Annotated in this window: 16 protein-coding genes and 1 riboswitch; of the genes, 4 read left to right on the top strand and 12 right to left on the bottom strand. The window is 60.9% G+C overall.

The features are described from left to right. Positions 1-65: 65 nt before the first annotated feature. Genes ACOI8A_RS22855 through cobO form a run of 6 tightly spaced genes read right to left on the bottom strand, consistent with a single transcriptional unit; the run spans position 66 to position 6,074 of the window. The gene (locus ACOI8A_RS22855; RefSeq protein ID WP_420648067.1) at positions 66-1,517 is read right to left on the bottom strand and encodes a cobyric acid synthase; all 1,452 of its coding nucleotides are present in this window, start codon (positions 1,515-1,517) and stop codon (positions 66-68) included. Then, on the bottom strand, positions 1,514-2,506 hold the full coding sequence (gene cobD, locus ACOI8A_RS22860; RefSeq protein ID WP_420648066.1) for a threonine-phosphate decarboxylase CobD: 993 nt from the start codon (positions 2,504-2,506) through the stop codon (positions 1,514-1,516). The genes ACOI8A_RS22855 and cobD overlap by 4 nt, the downstream gene beginning before the upstream one ends. Continuing rightward, on the bottom strand, positions 2,499-3,407 hold the full coding sequence (cbiB, locus tag ACOI8A_RS22865) for an adenosylcobinamide-phosphate synthase CbiB (protein ID WP_420648065.1): 909 nt from the start codon (positions 3,405-3,407) through the stop codon (positions 2,499-2,501). Before cbiB ends, cobD begins: the two co-directional genes overlap by 8 nt. After that, complete coding sequence (bluB, locus tag ACOI8A_RS22870; protein WP_420648064.1) at positions 3,404-4,054, bottom strand: 5,6-dimethylbenzimidazole synthase; 651 nt, start codon at positions 4,052-4,054, stop codon at positions 3,404-3,406. Before bluB ends, cbiB begins: the two co-directional genes overlap by 4 nt. Next, on the bottom strand, positions 4,051-5,466 hold the full coding sequence (locus tag ACOI8A_RS22875; protein WP_420648063.1) for a cobyrinate a,c-diamide synthase: 1,416 nt from the start codon (positions 5,464-5,466) through the stop codon (positions 4,051-4,053). The genes bluB and ACOI8A_RS22875 overlap by 4 nt, the downstream gene beginning before the upstream one ends. Further along, on the bottom strand, positions 5,463-6,074 hold the full coding sequence (gene cobO / locus ACOI8A_RS22880) for a cob(I)yrinic acid a,c-diamide adenosyltransferase (RefSeq protein ID WP_420648062.1): 612 nt from the start codon (positions 6,072-6,074) through the stop codon (positions 5,463-5,465). Before cobO ends, ACOI8A_RS22875 begins: the two co-directional genes overlap by 4 nt. Before the next feature lie 80 nt (positions 6,075-6,154). Beyond that, positions 6,155-6,384, bottom strand: a riboswitch (cobalamin riboswitch). A 164-nt stretch (positions 6,385-6,548) separates the two neighbouring features. Here cobO and ACOI8A_RS22885 point away from each other — a divergent pair. Beyond that, positions 6,549-7,133 carry a hypothetical protein gene (locus tag ACOI8A_RS22885; protein ID WP_420648061.1) on the top strand — a complete coding sequence of 195 codons (585 nt, stop codon included), beginning with the start codon at positions 6,549-6,551 and terminating at the stop codon, positions 7,131-7,133. A gap of 66 nt (positions 7,134-7,199) precedes the next feature. After that, complete coding sequence (locus ACOI8A_RS22890; protein ID WP_420648060.1) at positions 7,200-8,513, top strand: PQQ-dependent sugar dehydrogenase; 1,314 nt, start codon at positions 7,200-7,202, stop codon at positions 8,511-8,513. A 76-nt stretch (positions 8,514-8,589) separates the two neighbouring features. Here ACOI8A_RS22890 and ACOI8A_RS22895 read toward each other — a convergent pair whose 3' ends face one another. The 6 genes from ACOI8A_RS22895 to ACOI8A_RS22920 all read right to left on the bottom strand — a co-directional run bounded on the left by ACOI8A_RS22895 (position 8,590) and on the right by ACOI8A_RS22920 (position 13,666). After that, positions 8,590-9,126, bottom strand: coding sequence for a C40 family peptidase (locus ACOI8A_RS22895; protein ID WP_420648059.1), 537 nt, complete (start codon positions 9,124-9,126; stop codon positions 8,590-8,592). A gap of 220 nt (positions 9,127-9,346) precedes the next feature. Continuing rightward, positions 9,347-9,964, bottom strand: a complete 618-nt coding sequence (locus ACOI8A_RS22900) for a C40 family peptidase (RefSeq protein WP_420648058.1) — start codon at positions 9,962-9,964, stop codon at positions 9,347-9,349. Positions 9,965-10,188: 224 nt separating this feature from the next. Further along, complete coding sequence (gene hda / locus ACOI8A_RS22905; protein ID WP_420648057.1) at positions 10,189-10,893, bottom strand: DnaA regulatory inactivator Hda; 705 nt, start codon at positions 10,891-10,893, stop codon at positions 10,189-10,191. A gap of 222 nt (positions 10,894-11,115) precedes the next feature. Next, the gene (locus tag ACOI8A_RS22910; RefSeq protein ID WP_420651429.1) at positions 11,116-12,189 is read right to left on the bottom strand and encodes an AI-2E family transporter; all 1,074 of its coding nucleotides are present in this window, start codon (positions 12,187-12,189) and stop codon (positions 11,116-11,118) included. A gap of 34 nt (positions 12,190-12,223) precedes the next feature. Further along, a complete protein-coding gene (locus ACOI8A_RS22915; protein ID WP_420648055.1) occupies positions 12,224-13,282 on the bottom strand; it encodes a DUF2066 domain-containing protein in 1,059 nt (352 codons plus the stop codon). A gap of 240 nt (positions 13,283-13,522) precedes the next feature. Further along, positions 13,523-13,666 carry a hypothetical protein gene (locus tag ACOI8A_RS22920; RefSeq protein WP_420648054.1) on the bottom strand — a complete coding sequence of 48 codons (144 nt, stop codon included), beginning with the start codon at positions 13,664-13,666 and terminating at the stop codon, positions 13,523-13,525. Here ACOI8A_RS22920 and purM point away from each other — a divergent pair. Both purM and purN read left to right on the top strand, forming a co-directional pair. Next, a complete protein-coding gene (purM, locus tag ACOI8A_RS22925; protein WP_420648053.1) occupies positions 13,665-14,723 on the top strand; it encodes a phosphoribosylformylglycinamidine cyclo-ligase in 1,059 nt (352 codons plus the stop codon). The two genes, ACOI8A_RS22920 and purM, sit on opposite strands and share 2 nt — an antisense overlap. Then, positions 14,723-15,373, top strand: a complete 651-nt coding sequence (gene purN / locus ACOI8A_RS22930) for a phosphoribosylglycinamide formyltransferase (RefSeq protein ID WP_420648052.1) — start codon at positions 14,723-14,725, stop codon at positions 15,371-15,373. The genes purM and purN overlap by 1 nt, the downstream gene beginning before the upstream one ends. The last annotated feature ends 7 nt before the right edge of the window (positions 15,374-15,380 follow it).

Genomic DNA, 15,380 nt, shown 5'->3' on the forward strand with positions numbered 1-15,380 from the left:
GTGGATCAAGCAACTCACAAACCTGTGGGAGCGGGCTTGCCCGCGATGGGGTCATTGAATTCACCTCAAATCCCACAGAGCTGACGCAACAAATCGGTATCGAGGTGCTGCTCCACCAGATCCGCCAGGCGTTCGATATCGCGCTCGCGCAAGCCGTGGTAATCCACCTCCTGAACATCGCTCAACCCGGCCCAACGCAACAGCGCCGCACTGGCCGCCGGCGACTCAAACAGCCCGTGCAAATAAGTGCCGAAAATCTGCCCATCGAGACTTTGTGCGCCATCGCAACGACCGTCATCCAGATGCACCGCAGCCTGTTCCAGCGCCGGCCCGGTGGTCACGCCCGCATGAATTTCATAACCGCTGACCTCGGCATCTTCCAGCGCCAGCCGCCCACGCACATTGCGCAATTGCTTCTCGGCTTCGAGTTGGGTGGCGAACGCGAGCAAGCCGAGGCCGGCACTGGAACCCGGTGCGCCCTCAAGACCCAAAGGATCGAGCACCTGCTCGCCAAGCATTTGCAGACCGCCACAAATCCCCAGCAGTTTTCCGCCGTAGCGCAGGTGGCGACTGATCGCCGTGTCCCAGCCATTCGCGCGCAAATACGCGAGGTCGCTGCGTACGCTTTTCGAGCCGGGCAGGATGATCAGATCGGCCGGCGGGATCGCCTGGCCGGGGCCGATGAATTGCAGGTCCACTTGCGGGTGCAACCGCAGCGGATCGAAATCGGTGTGGTTGCTGATGCGCGGCAAAACCGGCACCACGACTTTGAGCACTTGCTCGGCCTTGTCAGTCTGGCGCTGATCAATGCCGTCCTCGGCCTCAAGATGCAGATCCATCACGTACGGCAGCACGCCGATCACCGGTTTGCCGGTGCGCTGTTCCAGCCAGTCGAGGCCCGGTTGCAGTAAGGCGATGTCGCCGCGAAAACGGTTGATGATGAAGCCTTTTACGCGTGCCTGTTCGCTCGGCGACAGCAGCTCCAGCGTGCCAACCAGATGCGCGAAAACCCCGCCACGATTGATGTCGGCGATCAGCACAACCGGGCAGTCCACCGCCTCGGCGAAGCCCATGTTGGCAATGTCGCCGGCACGCAGATTGATTTCGGCTGGCGAGCCTGCGCCCTCGACCATGACCAGCGGATACGCCGCGCTCAAGCGCTGATGCGAGGCGAGCACGGCTTGCATGGCGATGGCTTTGTAGTCGTGATAGGCCACGGCGTTCATGCTGGTGACCGCGCGACCATGAATGATCACTTGCGCGCCCGTGTCGCTGTTGGGTTTGAGCAGCACCGGGTTCATGTCGGTGTGCGGCTCGAGAAACGCGGCTTGCGCCTGCACCGCTTGCGCGCGGCCGATCTCGCCACCGTCAGCGGTTACGGCGCTGTTGAGCGCCATGTTCTGCGGCTTGAACGGCACGACAGCGATGCCCTGACGTGTGGCCCAGCGGCATAGGGCCGTGACCAGCGTACTTTTGCCGGCATCGGACGTGGTGCCCTGCACCATCAATGTGGTCATGAACGTTCCTTGGCGAAAGCTTGCAGCGCTTGTTCGAGACGCGCTTCTTCGGCGCTATCGGCAGGCAGGCCGAAACGCAGACTGCTGTTGTGCGCGAAGATGCGCAGGAGGATGCCGCGTCGGGCCATGAATTCGTGCAGTTCGGCGGCCTGTTCGGTGGTCAGCCACTGGAACAATGCGCAGCCGCCATGAGGTTTGAAGCCGTAACGCTCAAGCAGCAACGCCAGCCGTTCACTGGCCTCGTCGCTGCGGATACGCTGTTGCGTGTGACCTTCAGTGTCTTGTAGACAGGCCTGGCCGAGTACACGGGCCGGCCCGCTGACGGCCCAGGGCCCGACTTGTTCGGCGAGCAACTTGAGCAATCTGCGCTCGGCCAGCACAAAGCCCAGTCGCACCCCGGCCAGACCAAAAAACTTGCCGAACGAGCGCAACACGATCAGGCCGACCAGATGGGTAAACCCGGCCAGGCTCAAATGCGGGGTGTTGTCCATAAACGCTTCATCAACCACCAGCCAGCCACCGCGTTGCGCCAATCGCGCGTGCCAGTCGAGCAACCGCGCCGGAGTCAGACTCAGGCCGGTCGGGTTGTTCGGGTTAACGACAACCAGTACATCGAGGCTGTCGATGAAGAAGTCGACTTCCTGCTCCAGCACTTCACGCACGATGTAGCCGCTGCGGCGCCAGGCTTCGGCGTGTTCGGCATAACACGGCGATAACACGCCGACTTTGCCGGCCCGGCGCAAACGCGGCAGCAACTGAATGGCCATCTGCGAACCGGCGACCGGCAGCACGTGCGCGGCGCCGTAGTAATCGCAGGCAGCCTGCTCCAGACCGTCATCGGTTTCCGGCAGCCGCGCCCAGGCGCGCAACGGAATGTCCGGGACCGGAAACGGCCACGGCGCGAGACCGCTGGACAGGTCGAGCCAGTCTTCCTCGGCGATCCCGTATTCAAGCGCCGCCCTGCGCAACCGGCCACCGTGCTCAAGCATAGAATTCAGCCCCCACGCAGAGAATCAGCAGCCATAACCATACGCCGCGCTGGACCAATTGCCAGCCACGGTCGATGGAGTCGGCATCGGCCGGCGCGCCTTCGCCGAGTTGCGGGCGCTGGTGCAGTTCACCGTGATAAATCGCCGGCCCACCGAGCTCCACGCCGAGCGCACCGGCACCGGCGGCCATCACTGGACCAGCATTGGGGCTGTCCCACTGCGGCGCTTGCGTGCGCCAGCATTTGAGGGCGAGTCGGGTTTTGCCCAGCAGCGCGTAGGTCAACGCCACCAGTCGTGCAGGAATGTAGTTGAGCATGTCGTCGATTTTCGCCGCTGCCCAGCCGAAACGCTCGAAGCGTTCGTTGCGATAGCCCCACATCGCATCCAGCGTATTGCTCAAGCGATAGAGCACCACGCCCGGCGCGCCGGCCACGACAAACCAGAACAGCGCGGCGAACACCGCATCGCTGCCGTTCTCCAGTACCGATTCGGTGGCGGCACGGGCGACGGCGGTGCTGTCGAGTTCATCGGTCTGCCGGCTGACCAGATAACCGACGCGCTTGCGTGCTTCTTCCAGGTCGTCGCTGCGCAAAGCCTTGGCCACCGGTTCGAGGTGCTCGCCGAGACTGCGCATGCCGAGCGCGCAATACAGCGCGAGAATCTCGACGATCCAGCCCACGTATGGCGCCCAGGAAAATGCCGTGGCGAGCAAGGTCAGCGGCAACACCGCAATCACCCACGCAGTGACGCCATGACTGCGCCAACCGCGACCGCCGCTATTGAAACGTTGCTCGATGCGCCCGGCAAAATTGCCGAACGCCACCAGCGGATGCCAGCGTTTGGGTTCACCCAGCAGCGCATCCAGCGCCACTGCGGCGACACTCAACAACGCCACACTCATTGACTCACTCCCCAATAATTTTCGTACAGCAACTCATTAAGCGGACGCGCCTGCGCCCACCCTTCGAGTACCAGCATCGGCGCCGGATAGAATTCCTTGACCGGCCCGAGGCAAAGCACCGCCAACGGCTTGGCCCCGGCCGGCAGATTCAACAAATCAGCCAGCGCTTGCGGTTCGAACAGCGAGACCCAGCCCATGCCCAGCCCCTCAACGCGCGCGGCCAGCCACAGGTTCTGAATTGCACAGGACAGCGAGGCCATGTCCATTTCCGGCAGCGTGCGCCGACCGAAAATATGCCGCTCGCGATCATCCATCAGCGCGGCGACCAGCACTTCGGCGCAGTCGTTGATGCCTTCGACTTTCAGCGTCATGAACTCGTCGCTGCGCTCACCGAGGGCTTCGGCGGTGCGCACGCGTTCTTCTTCGACGAGGGTTTGAATCTGCCCACGCAAGGCGCGGTCGCTGATGCGGATGAAGCGCCACGGCTGCATCAGGCCCACGCTGGGTGCCTGATGTGCGGCTTCGAGCAGACGCCGCAGCAAGTCAGGCTCGACGGTGCCGCCACTGAAGTGGCGCATGTCGCGGCGTTCGGCGATGGCTTTATAGACCGCTGCACGTTCGGCTTCGGTATATGCGTTGTCAGTCATGGCCTCATCGCTGGCAGGCCAGCTCCCACAGTGGGCGGTGCAATACCTGACGAAACGCAATCCCCTGTGGGAGCTGCGGTGCGACGATTCGACTTGCCAGCGATGGCGGCCTCAAGGTCTGGTGTAAACAGAGCAGCGACAGCCACAGGATTCGACGGAAAATAAAAGTGCACGTAAGACGCGGTCATCCGCCCCTGCCGATAAACCGCTTCCGCACCGCGTCCGCCGTTGGGGCTGTGGCCTCGGGCAATCGGTGTCAGTTCGGTGGTGGTCAGGGAATGGTGATAAGTGTGGCCGCGCAGTGCGCCCTCCGGCACTTCGACGTCCTGCAACGCCAGCGCCGCCAGACGTTTCTGCATCGTCGCATCGCCGCGCAACAGGCCGACCAGTTCGGCGCGGGTGCCTTCGACATCAGTCAACGAATCGAGCAGATAGAGCATGCCGCCGCACTCGGCGAGCAGCGGTTTGCCGGCCGCGTGATGTTGGCGGATCGCATCAAGCATCGAGGTGTTCTGTGCCAGCGCGACGTGGTGCAATTCCGGGTAACCGCCAGGCAGATACAAACTGTCCGCCTCGGGGATTTGCGTGTCGCGGATCGGCGAGAAGAAGCTCAATTCGGCGCCCATTGCGCGCAGCAGATCAAGGCTGGCGCCGTAAGTGAAGGCAAAGGCTTCATCGCGGGCCACGGCAATCCGTACGCCTTTGAGCAGTGGTTCGACGACCAACTCGTCCGGCGCGGCGAATTCGACGGCCGGTGGCAGCGCTACCTCGCAACTGCTGGCCAGTGCATCGGCAGCGGCGTCGAGGCGCACGTCCAGATCATTCAGCTCGCTGGCCTGCACCAGTCCGAGGTGACGGCTCGGCAGTTCGATGCCGGTCTCGCGCGACAATGCGCCGTACCAACGCAGCCCTTCAGTCAGGCTGCCTTCAAGCAATTGCGCATGCCGCAGCGTGCCGACGCGGTTGGCCAACACCCCGGCAAACGGCAAGTCCGGCTGATAACGCGCCAGGCCCAGCGCCAGTGCGCCGAAGGTCTGCGCCATGGCGGTGCCGTCGATCACGCCGAGCACCGGCACACCGAAGTGCCGCGCCAGATCGGCGCTCGACGGCGTGCCGTCAAACAGCCCCATCACACCTTCGATCAGAATCAGATCGGCTTCGGCGGCGGCTTCCCACAGCAAGCGGCGACTTTCCTGTTCGCCGACCATCCACATGTCCAGTTGATAGACCGGCGCACCGCTGGCGCGCTCGAGGATCATCGGGTCGAGAAAGTCCGGGCCGCATTTGAACACGCGCACCTTGCGCCCCTGATTGCGATGCAAACGAGCGAGCGCAGCGGTGACGGTGGTCTTGCCCTGACCGGAGGCCGGCGCGGCGATCAGTACCGCCGGGCAGTGACGTGGTTGCTTCAAAGTTCGACGCCTTTCTGCGCTTTGATCCCGGACTGGAAGGCGTGCTTGAGCATGCCCATCTCGGTGACCGTGTCGCCCATCTCGATCATTTCCGGCTTGGCGCCGCGCCCGGTGACGACCACATGCTGCATCGGCGGACGCGCCTGCAAATCGCTGAGCACTTGATCGAGATCGAGGTACCCGTGCTTGAGCGCGATGTTCAGTTCATCGAGCACCACCAGACCAATCGACGGATCGCGCAGCAGTTCACGAGAGACTTCCCAAGCGGCTTCGGCAGCGGCGATATCGCGCTGGCGATCCTGGGTTTCCCAGGTAAAGCCCTCGCCCATCACATGGAAGCGCACTTGCTCGGGGAAGCGACGGAAGAACAATTCCTCACCCGTGCTGTTGCGGCCCTTGATGAACTGCACCACGCCGCACTGCATACCGTGGCCCATGGCGCGAGCGAGCATGCCGAACGCCGAACTGCTTTTGCCTTTGCCGTTGCCGGTCAGCACCAGCACCAGGCCGCACTCGTCCGGCGAATTGGCGATGCGTTCGTCGATCACGGCTTTTTTACGCTGCATGCGCGCCAGATGGCGTTCGTCGCGCTCGGGGGAATCGGTCATGGGGGAGCTCTCCGTTGAGGCTGGATAACGGCGGGCAGGCACAAGAATAGACGGCAAAAAGCCTGGCATCGCCCACCGTGATGCCGCTGGATGGATCAGGCCGGTCTCCGGGCTCATGAGCGGCGCATTCGTCGGACTGCGCGCCTTCCCGCTTGTTCAGCAGTGGCATCAGACGCAGTTTTTACTCATTTACCGTTGCGGGGGCAGCGCCGGGATCGTGATCGGTCTTCGCTTGAAGACAATCCTCACCGGCTTCCCTGTTTCACTCTGTCGACGTACGTCACAGAGCACCTGAAACAAGCGGCGAAGGTTAGAGGGTTGGGGGTGGAGCGTCAATTAAAGAGGGGCGCGCTCGCGTAATAACTGCCGCCGATCAAATATATACCGCCATTGTTGTGCCACACTCTCAGCAGTGATATCAAAGAGCCATGCTTTTACCAAAAAAGCGCCATCACAATAACAAGGGAGTGCACCATGCAAGGCATGATCATCAGCAACCCGCGACTGGAGTTCCTGCGCCCGGTGCTGGAACGCTGGTTTGACTGTATCGACCGCTACAACGCCGTGCGCGGCGACAACGACACGCCGTACTGGCATGACGAAAAAGCCAACCTCGGCCTGCTCTCGGCAGCCGCGTGGATGGCCGAGTTCGTTACGCTGCGCGATACGGCCACGCGCAAGCAGAACGAGGAAGGCGAGCGCAATGCGCGCGCCGATCTGTTTCTCGCCGGGGCCGAAGACCGCGCATTCATTCAGGCGACTCAGCGCTGGCCGCGAGTCAACAGCCTGAATCTGACTCAAGCCCTGGCGGATATCACCAGCGAAGCCAAGCGCATCAGCTACGCCAGCGACCTCAAACTCGGCTGCCTGTTCGTCGCCCCGCAAAAGGCCCAGCACAGCGCCAGCCCGGAAGAATTGCAGGACATGGTCGACGACCTGCAAAAGGAAAACACCTGCGCCGTGGCCTGGTATTTCCCCTACGCCTACCGCAAATTGCACAGCGACGCCGGCAACTATCATCCGGGCATCGCCGTGCTGTTCAAAGAGGCGCGCGGCTGAGCAGTTGAACCATCGGGCTTGTACGCTTCTCTATGATTAACAATGCATTCATAGGGAAGATCAGCAATGCGCAAGCCCCAGCTCGTTTTTGTCATCGCGCTCGCCGGAGGGCTCGCCGCCTGTGGTGAATCCTCCAGCCTGCAAGTCATCGACGGCACCGGCCCGTCACCGAAGCTGCCAGAACCGAACAAAACCCTGATCCCGACGGTGAACATCGCCCCGGCAGTCGGCTGGCCGGCGGGGGCGAAACCGACGGCGGCGGCCGGCACTCAGGTCGCAGCGTTCGCGGAAAACCTCGACCATCCACGCTGGCTGTATGTGCTGCCGAATGGTGACGTGCTGGTCGCGGAAACCAATGCGCCGCCCAAACCTGATGACGGCAAAGGCATTCGTGGCTGGGTGATGGAAAAAGTCATGGGCCGTGCCGGTGCCGGTGTGCCGAGTCCGAATCGCATCACCCTGTTGCGCGACGCCGACCACGACGGCGTGGCTGAGACGCGCACGGTGTTTCTGCAAAATCTCAACTCGCCGTTCGGCATGACACTGGTCGGCAATGACCTTTATGTCGCCGACACCGATCGGCTGCTGCGCTTCCATTACGAAGCCGGCGCCACCGAGATCAAGACCCAGCCGATCAAAGTCGTGGATCTGCCCGGCGGCACGCTGAACCATCACTGGACCAAAAACGTCATCGCCAGCAAGGACGGCAGCAAGCTGTACGTGACCGTCGGCTCGAACAGCAACGTCGGCGAGAACGGGCTGGATAAAGAGGAAGGTCGCGCGGCGATCTGGGAAGTGGATCGCGCTACAGGCAATCACCGCATATTCGCTTCGGGTATCCGTAATCCCAACGGCTTGGCCTGGGAGCCGCAGAGCGGTGCATTGTGGACGGCAGTCAACGAGCGTGACGAGATCGGCAGCGATCTGGTGCCAGACTACATCACGTCGGTCAAGGATGGCGGCTTCTATGGCTGGCCATTCAGCTATTACGGTCAGCACGTCGATGTCCGCGTCGAGCCGCAGAGTCCGGATCTGGTAGCCAAGGCAATCGCGCCGGATTACGCGGTCGGCCCACACACTGCTTCGCTGGGTCTGACATTCGCTGAAAGCAACACGCTGCCGGCGCAATTCAAGGAAGGCGCATTCATCGGCCAGCACGGCTCGTGGAACCGTAAACCGCACAGTGGCTACAAAGTGATTTTCGTGCCGTTTGCGGCGGGCAAGCCGACTGGCAAACCGGTGGATGTGCTGACCGGGTTCCTCGACAAGGATGAAAATGCCTTGGGTCGCCCGGTGGGCGTGGTGATTGATCAGCAGGGTGGATTGCTGGTCGCGGATGACGTGGGGAACAAGGTGTGGCGGGTTTCGGCCAGCAAATAACCGATCATTGCCTGACGCATAAAAAAAATGTGGGAGCCAGCCTGCTGGCTCCCACATTTGTTTTGTGCAGCTTGGGTTACGGGTTATGCGCCAGATGCTCCGGCTGCAACACTCGTTTGGCGCTCAAGTAAGCTTTCTGCCAATAAGCCTTGGACAGACTGTCCAGTTTCACCGTGCCGCCAGTCGCTGGTGCATGCACGAAGCGCCCTTCTCCGACGTAAATCCCCGCATGACTGACCTGCGAGCCGCCATTGGTGGCGAAGAAGATCAGGTCACCGGTCTGCAAGCCTTCTTTGCCGACATTCGGCGCCCGCATCACGATCAGCTCGCGGGTCGAACGCGGCAGGCTGATGCCGGCCGCATCGCGGTAGACAAAACCGATCAGACCGCTGCAATCAAAACCTGAATCCGGCGTGTTGCCGCCCCAGCGATAAGGCGTGCCTACCAGCCCGAGCGCGCGGAACAGCACGTCTTCGGCAGCAGGCGAAAAACTTTGAGAAGGACTGAACACGACCGGCGCGCGTACAACCGGCGTGGGCGGCGGCGTGCGACTGGCGCAGCCACTGAGCAGCGCTGCGAAAAGCATGAAGGTGAGGCGGGCCGACATCGTCATAAGCAGAACATCCTGATCTGGCTGCGGCTTTAACTGCCGATTCGACAGAAAACAAAACCGCCTGCGTCAGACGCAGGCGGTTTGCCATCAATATAGATTCAGGATTCTAGCGGCTACGCGGCAAACTTCAAGTAAGACTTTAACTTCACCTTGTAAAGTTTAGGTCTATTACTCCTGAAGGGCCGTTTTTGTCGCCACGGACGTGGCGACAACAGGGTGATTACTTGCGAGCGGTAACCACGGTAGGCGCGTTCGCCAAAGCGCGTTTGGCTTCGATGAAGGTCTTGCTCCAGTAGCTGTCACCCAGGCTGTCGATGCGAACACCGCCACTGCGACGACTGCTGGAATGGATGAACTGGTTGTCACCCAGGTAGATCCCGGCGTGACTTACGCGACCGCGACGACCGTTAGTGGCGAAGAACAGCAAATCGCCCGGCTCAAGATTACTGCGCGCAACCAGAGGTGCATCGACGTTGATCATTTCGCGGGTAGAACGCGGCAGGTTCATGCCGGCCTCTTCGCGGAACAGATAGCCAATGAAACCGCTGCAATCGAAACCGGCTTCAGAGGTACCACCGAAACGGTAACGGGTACCGATCAGGGACATGCCGCGTTCAAGGATGCTGTCAGCCAGAACTGGAAGCTGGTAAGGCTTGCTGCCGTTGAAATTGGCCAGTTCTTTTTCGGTGTCCAGCTCTTCCTGATAAATAACGGAAGACTGAGCAGTGGCAGAATTTTTAACCTGTTGGGGCTGCTCTTGGACTGGAGAATGAGCAGCGCAACCGAATAACAGGGTGACGAGTGCGAGAGGCACGAGGGGTGCGAAGCGCTTTAGCATGGGCACGACCGTGGCTGATAGTTGTAAAGAAGCCGAGACTATGCCCGCTATCATCCTCATTTGCAAATTCAATCGATCTTTTTGTGACTTCCGAGTTTCTCGTTTACATCTAAGCGCTTAAGCCCATTTGAAACGATACGCAGCTGGCACACCGTGCCGGAAAGCGGATTTTCTGGCGCCTGAAAGATGCCGAAACGCGCTGAAAGCTACGTTTCAAGCGGGTCTCACCAGCCGAGGGTTTCTTTCAGAAAGGGGATGGTCAGCTTGCGCTGAGCTTGCAATGACGCCTGATCGAGCTGCTCCAGCAGATCAAACAGTGCGCTCATGCTGCGCGTGCCGCGAGTCAGAATGAAATGCCCGACTTCATCGGTCAGGTGCAGACCGCGACGTGAGGCACGCAATTGCAGCGCACGCAATTTGTCTTCGTCGGAAAGAGGACGCATCTGGAAAATCAGCGCCAGGGTCAGGCGTGATTTCAAGTCAGCCAATTTGACCGGCAACTCACGTGGCGAAGTCGATGCGGCGATCAACAAGCGCCGACCGCTGTCACGCAGACGATTGAACAGGTGAAACATCGCCTCTTCCCAGTCAGCCTTGCCGGCAATCACCTGCAAGTCATCCAGGCACACCAGTTCGTACTGCTCAAGGTTGTCGAGGATGGTCACGCCGCGATCCATCAACTCGGCCAGCGGCAGGTAAACCGCCGGTTCCCCCATCTGTTCGAAGCGCAGACACGCAGCCTGCAACAGATGCGTACGCCCTACCCCGTGCTTGCCCCACAGATAAATCAGGCTCTCCGTCCAGCCGGCGTCGGCTTCGCAGAGGCGCTCGACATAGCCGAGTGCAGCGGCATTGGCGCCTGGGTAGTAGTTGATGAAGGTGGCGTCGTCACGCAGACGCACACCTAGGGGCAGCTGAATCGGTTTCATGCTGACTGAACAGTTCTCAAGGAACCGTTAGTGGCCTCTGTGTAAAGTGAGCGGAAGTTTATACCCGTCAAGCGGAGCGCACAATGCGACAGACCCCAAGCAAAATCAAAGGTTTGCGTTAATGCAGCGGTTTTATGACAGTTTTACTGACGCTGCAGAGACAAGTATCACCTGCAGAACACGGGCCAACCCGGTTATCCACCGGGCGGCCCGTCGCGATGATTACAGCTTGGGTTCATCCAGGCCGCTGTAAATGTCGGAGTCCTTGTACACATCGTGCATATGACGCACTAGCACCATGATGACCGCCGCGACCGGCAATGCCAGCAGCACACCGGTGAACCCGAATAACTCGCCACCCGCCAGGATCGCGAAGATCACCGCCACCGGATGCAGACCAATGCGGTCACCCACCAGCCATGGTGTCAGCACCATGCCTTCCAGCGCTTGACCGACCATGAATACAGCAACGATTCCGATCATCGGGTACAGATCTCCGCCAAACTGGAACAGCCCGGCGATCAACGCCGCACCGATACCGATCACGAAGCCCATATACGGCACAATCGCCGCCAGACCGGCAATCAAACCGATCAAAAGGCCCAGTTCCAGCCCGACAATCATCAGACCCGCCGAATAGATCACACCAAGCGCCAGCATCACCAGCAATTGCCCACGTACGAACGCGCCGAGCACTTCGTGGCATTCGCCAGCCAGTGCCACTACACGCTCCTCGCGATCACGCGGCAGCAGGCTACGGATCTTGGCCATCATCACGTCCCAGTCGCGCAGCAAATAGAAACTCACCACCGGGATCAGCACCAGATTCGCCAGCCAGCCGATCAACGCCAGACTCGAGGCGGTAGCCTGACTCAGTACCACACCGACGATATCAGTGGTCTGGCCCATGTGTTCACTGATCGCCGCTTTGACTTTATCGAACTTCCAGAACCCGTCCGACAATCCGAGCTTGGCCTGCGCCCATGGCACGGCCGTGTGTTGCAGCCAGTCGAGCATTTGCGGCGCCAGTTCATACAGGCGCATCAGTTGCCTGGCGAGCATCGGCACCAGCACCAGCATCAGCGCGGTGACAATCAGCGTAAACAGCGCAAATACCGAAATCACGCCCCAGGTGCGCGACAACCCCAACTTCTCCAGACGATCCACCAGCGGATCGAATAGATAAGCGAGCAGTAACGCCACCAGAAACGGCGTCAGGATCGGGTGCAGCAACCAGACAAATGCGCAAAGCAGGACAACCCCACCGAGCCAGAACCAACGCCGTGTATCGGCCATTTACCACTCCTGCTTCATCTATATAGGGAAAGACTTACCAACGGAAACGCAATGACGGCGCGGCAGGTGCCGGAGCCGGAGCAGCAACCGGCGCTGCACCGGGAACCGCAGGCTGCGGCGCCGCTACCGGCGCCGGCGCTTCGGCCGGCAACTCTTGCAACTTGGCCAGCGACAATTGCGCACGCATCTGATCGGCGCTGCCATTCACGCGATACACAATACGATCGCCGTCAACACTCTGCAGACGCACGCCAAACGGTTCGAGTAACCGCAACAGTGCTGCGTAATGCTCAAGATTCATGCCCTGCACTTCCAGGGTCTGCTGGCCCGAAGCGCCTGGCCTGGCAACAAAGCGTGGCGCCAACCGCGCGGTGACCGCCAGCATAACCGCATCAGCGACCGCAGCCTGATCGGCGCCCTGCACGTTGCCCGCTTCTTTTTTATCGCCAAGCCACAGCTGCCATTTGGCCTGCCATTGCCCACCCTCTTCACGCGCATGCACTGCCAGCAAGGCGTCAGCGTTATAGCGCTCAGACGCATCACGCAACGGCGCCGGGTCCGCGCCTTCGAGGACTGGGCCGGTAGCCACCAGTTGCTCGCTCAGATCAGCCAGCGGCAGACGCAGTGGCAAACCACGATGCTGAGCCGCGCGGCGCAACGGCGCCGCCGTCGCCTGACCATCGCCAACCAGACTCGAACCTTCAGCGGAATCGTTCAGCCACCAGCTCAGAATCGACGGCCGACTGGCGCCCCACAACGCCAGCCCGGCGCGGCGCAATGCCTGCTCGGTAGTGCCCGGATCGAAATCGACCTTCAACACTTCCGGCGGCCCGGCGTCGAAGCCGAACTGACTGATGATCTGTTGCGGGTCCTTGCGCACTGGCGCCAGCCCTGGGTTCTGCACGGCTTTCGGATCGCCCGTCAGGCGCAGCACCAGCGTGTCCAGCGCAGCCTGCGTCGCGCGATCACGCTCCTCAGGCGTCTGGCCGCTGACTGGCTCACGCACTTGATAAAGACCTTTGAGATTTTCGGCATGACTCGCCAGGCTGACCAGAGACAAACAGCCCACACACAACAATTTACAAAAACGCATGGAGAATTCCCGTCGACAGGAGCGGCTGGAACAGGCCGCGTGAACCGGTTGAGCAATGGCTGTGACCCCCGGCCGTTACAAAACATTCACACGCTGGCAGTAAGTTTTTGCACAGTGGTAACGATAGACGGTTAATCGCCACACCTTATACAGGCACCCTTAACAGCTTCTAAACCTTCGATTGCAAAATTTTTCCGGTGATATGGCCCTGCCCGTCGGCGCGAGGATGGCCGCTGCCCCTCAAGCCTGATAAAATCGCGCGCCTTCGCAGACCGGCAACAGCCGGGCGTCATGAAAATCGCGTGAGGCAATCGCCCCGTCGATTTTGGCGTCCCCGCTGAATTCGGTCGTTACCCAGAAATCCCCCCTAAAGGCCTGGATCATGAGCAAGCAACCCTCCCTGAGCTACAAGGACGCCGGTGTAGACATCGACGCCGGTGAAGCATTGGTCGAACGCATCAAGAGCGTCGCCAAGCGCACTGCGCGCCCGGAAGTCATGGGCGGCCTGGGCGGTTTCGGCGCCCTCTGCGAAATCCCGGCCGGCTACAAGCAGCCAGTGCTGGTGTCCGGTACTGACGGCGTCGGCACCAAGCTGCGTCTGGCTCTGAACCTGAACAAGCACGACAGCATCGGCATCGATCTGGTCGCCATGTGCGTCAACGATCTGGTGGTGTGCGGCGCAGAACCCCTGTTCTTCCTCGACTACTACGCTACCGGCAAACTCAATGTCGAGACCGCGACCCAAGTCGTGACCGGCATTGGCGCTGGCTGCGAATTGTCCGGTTGCTCGCTGGTTGGCGGCGAAACCGCTGAGATGCCAGGCATGTACGAAGGCGAAGACTACGACCTGGCCGGTTTCTGCGTCGGCGTCGTGGAAAAAGCCGACATCATCGACGGCTCGAAAGTCGCCACTGGTGACGCGCTGATCGCCCTGCCATCGTCCGGCCCGCATTCCAACGGCTACTCGCTGATCCGCAAGATCATCGAAGTATCCGGCGCCGACATCGAAAACACCCAGCTCGACGGCAAACCACTGACCGACCTGCTGATGGCCCCGACCCGCATCTACGTCAAGCCGCTGCTCAAGCTGATCAAAGACACCGGCGCCGTTAAAGCCATGGCCCACATCACCGGTGGCGGCCTGCTCGACAACATCCCGCGCGTTCTGCCTAAAGGCGCTCAGGCCATCGTTGACGTGGCGAGCTGGACCCGCCCTGCGGTGTTCGACTGGCTGCAAGAGAAAGGCAACGTTGACGAAACCGAGATGCACCGCGTGCTGAACTGCGGCGTGGGCATGGTGATCTGCGTGGCGCAAGAGCACGTTGAAATCACTCTGAACACCCTGCGCGAAGCTGGCGAGCAGCCTTGGGTCATCGGCGAGATCGCTGCAGCTGCCGAAGGCGCTGCTCAGGTTGAACTGAAGAACCTTAAGGCTCATTAATGTCCGCAACCTGTGATGTCGTGGTGCTGTTGTCCGGCACCGGCAGTAACTTGCAGGCTTTGATCGACAGCACGCGGACCGGCGACAGCCCGGTCCGCATCGCCGCGGTGATTTCCAACCGCGCCGACGCCTACGGCCTGCAACGCGCCAGAGACGCGGGTATCGAAACCCGCTCGCTGGATCACAAGGCTTTCGAAGGTCGCGAGGCCTTCGATGCCGCTCTGGTCGAACTGATCGACGCCTTCAATCCGAAACTCGTGGTACTGGCCGGTTTCATGCGCATTCTCAGCGCTGACTTCGTGCGTCACTATCACGGTCGCCTGCTCAATATCCATCCGTCGCTGCTACCCAAATACAAAGGGTTACACACTCATCAGCGCGCGCTGGAGGCCGGCGATGCCGAACACGGCTGCTCCGTGCACTTCGTCACCGAGGAACTCGATGGCGGACCACTGGTCGTACAGGCAGTAATACCGGTAGAGTTGCACGATTCGCCGCAAAGTCTGGCGCAACGGGTTCACGTTCAGGAACACCTGATCTATCCGCTGGCCGTACGCTGGTTCGCCGAAGGACGGCTGAGCCTCGGCGAGCAAGGTGCTTTACTGGACGGCCAGCCACTCGCGGCCAGCGGTCACTTGATTCGTAACTAGGAGATAT

It is taken from the genome of Pseudomonas sp. P4795 (assembly GCF_048822895.1).
GTDB lineage: Bacteria > Pseudomonadota > Gammaproteobacteria > Pseudomonadales > Pseudomonadaceae > Aquipseudomonas.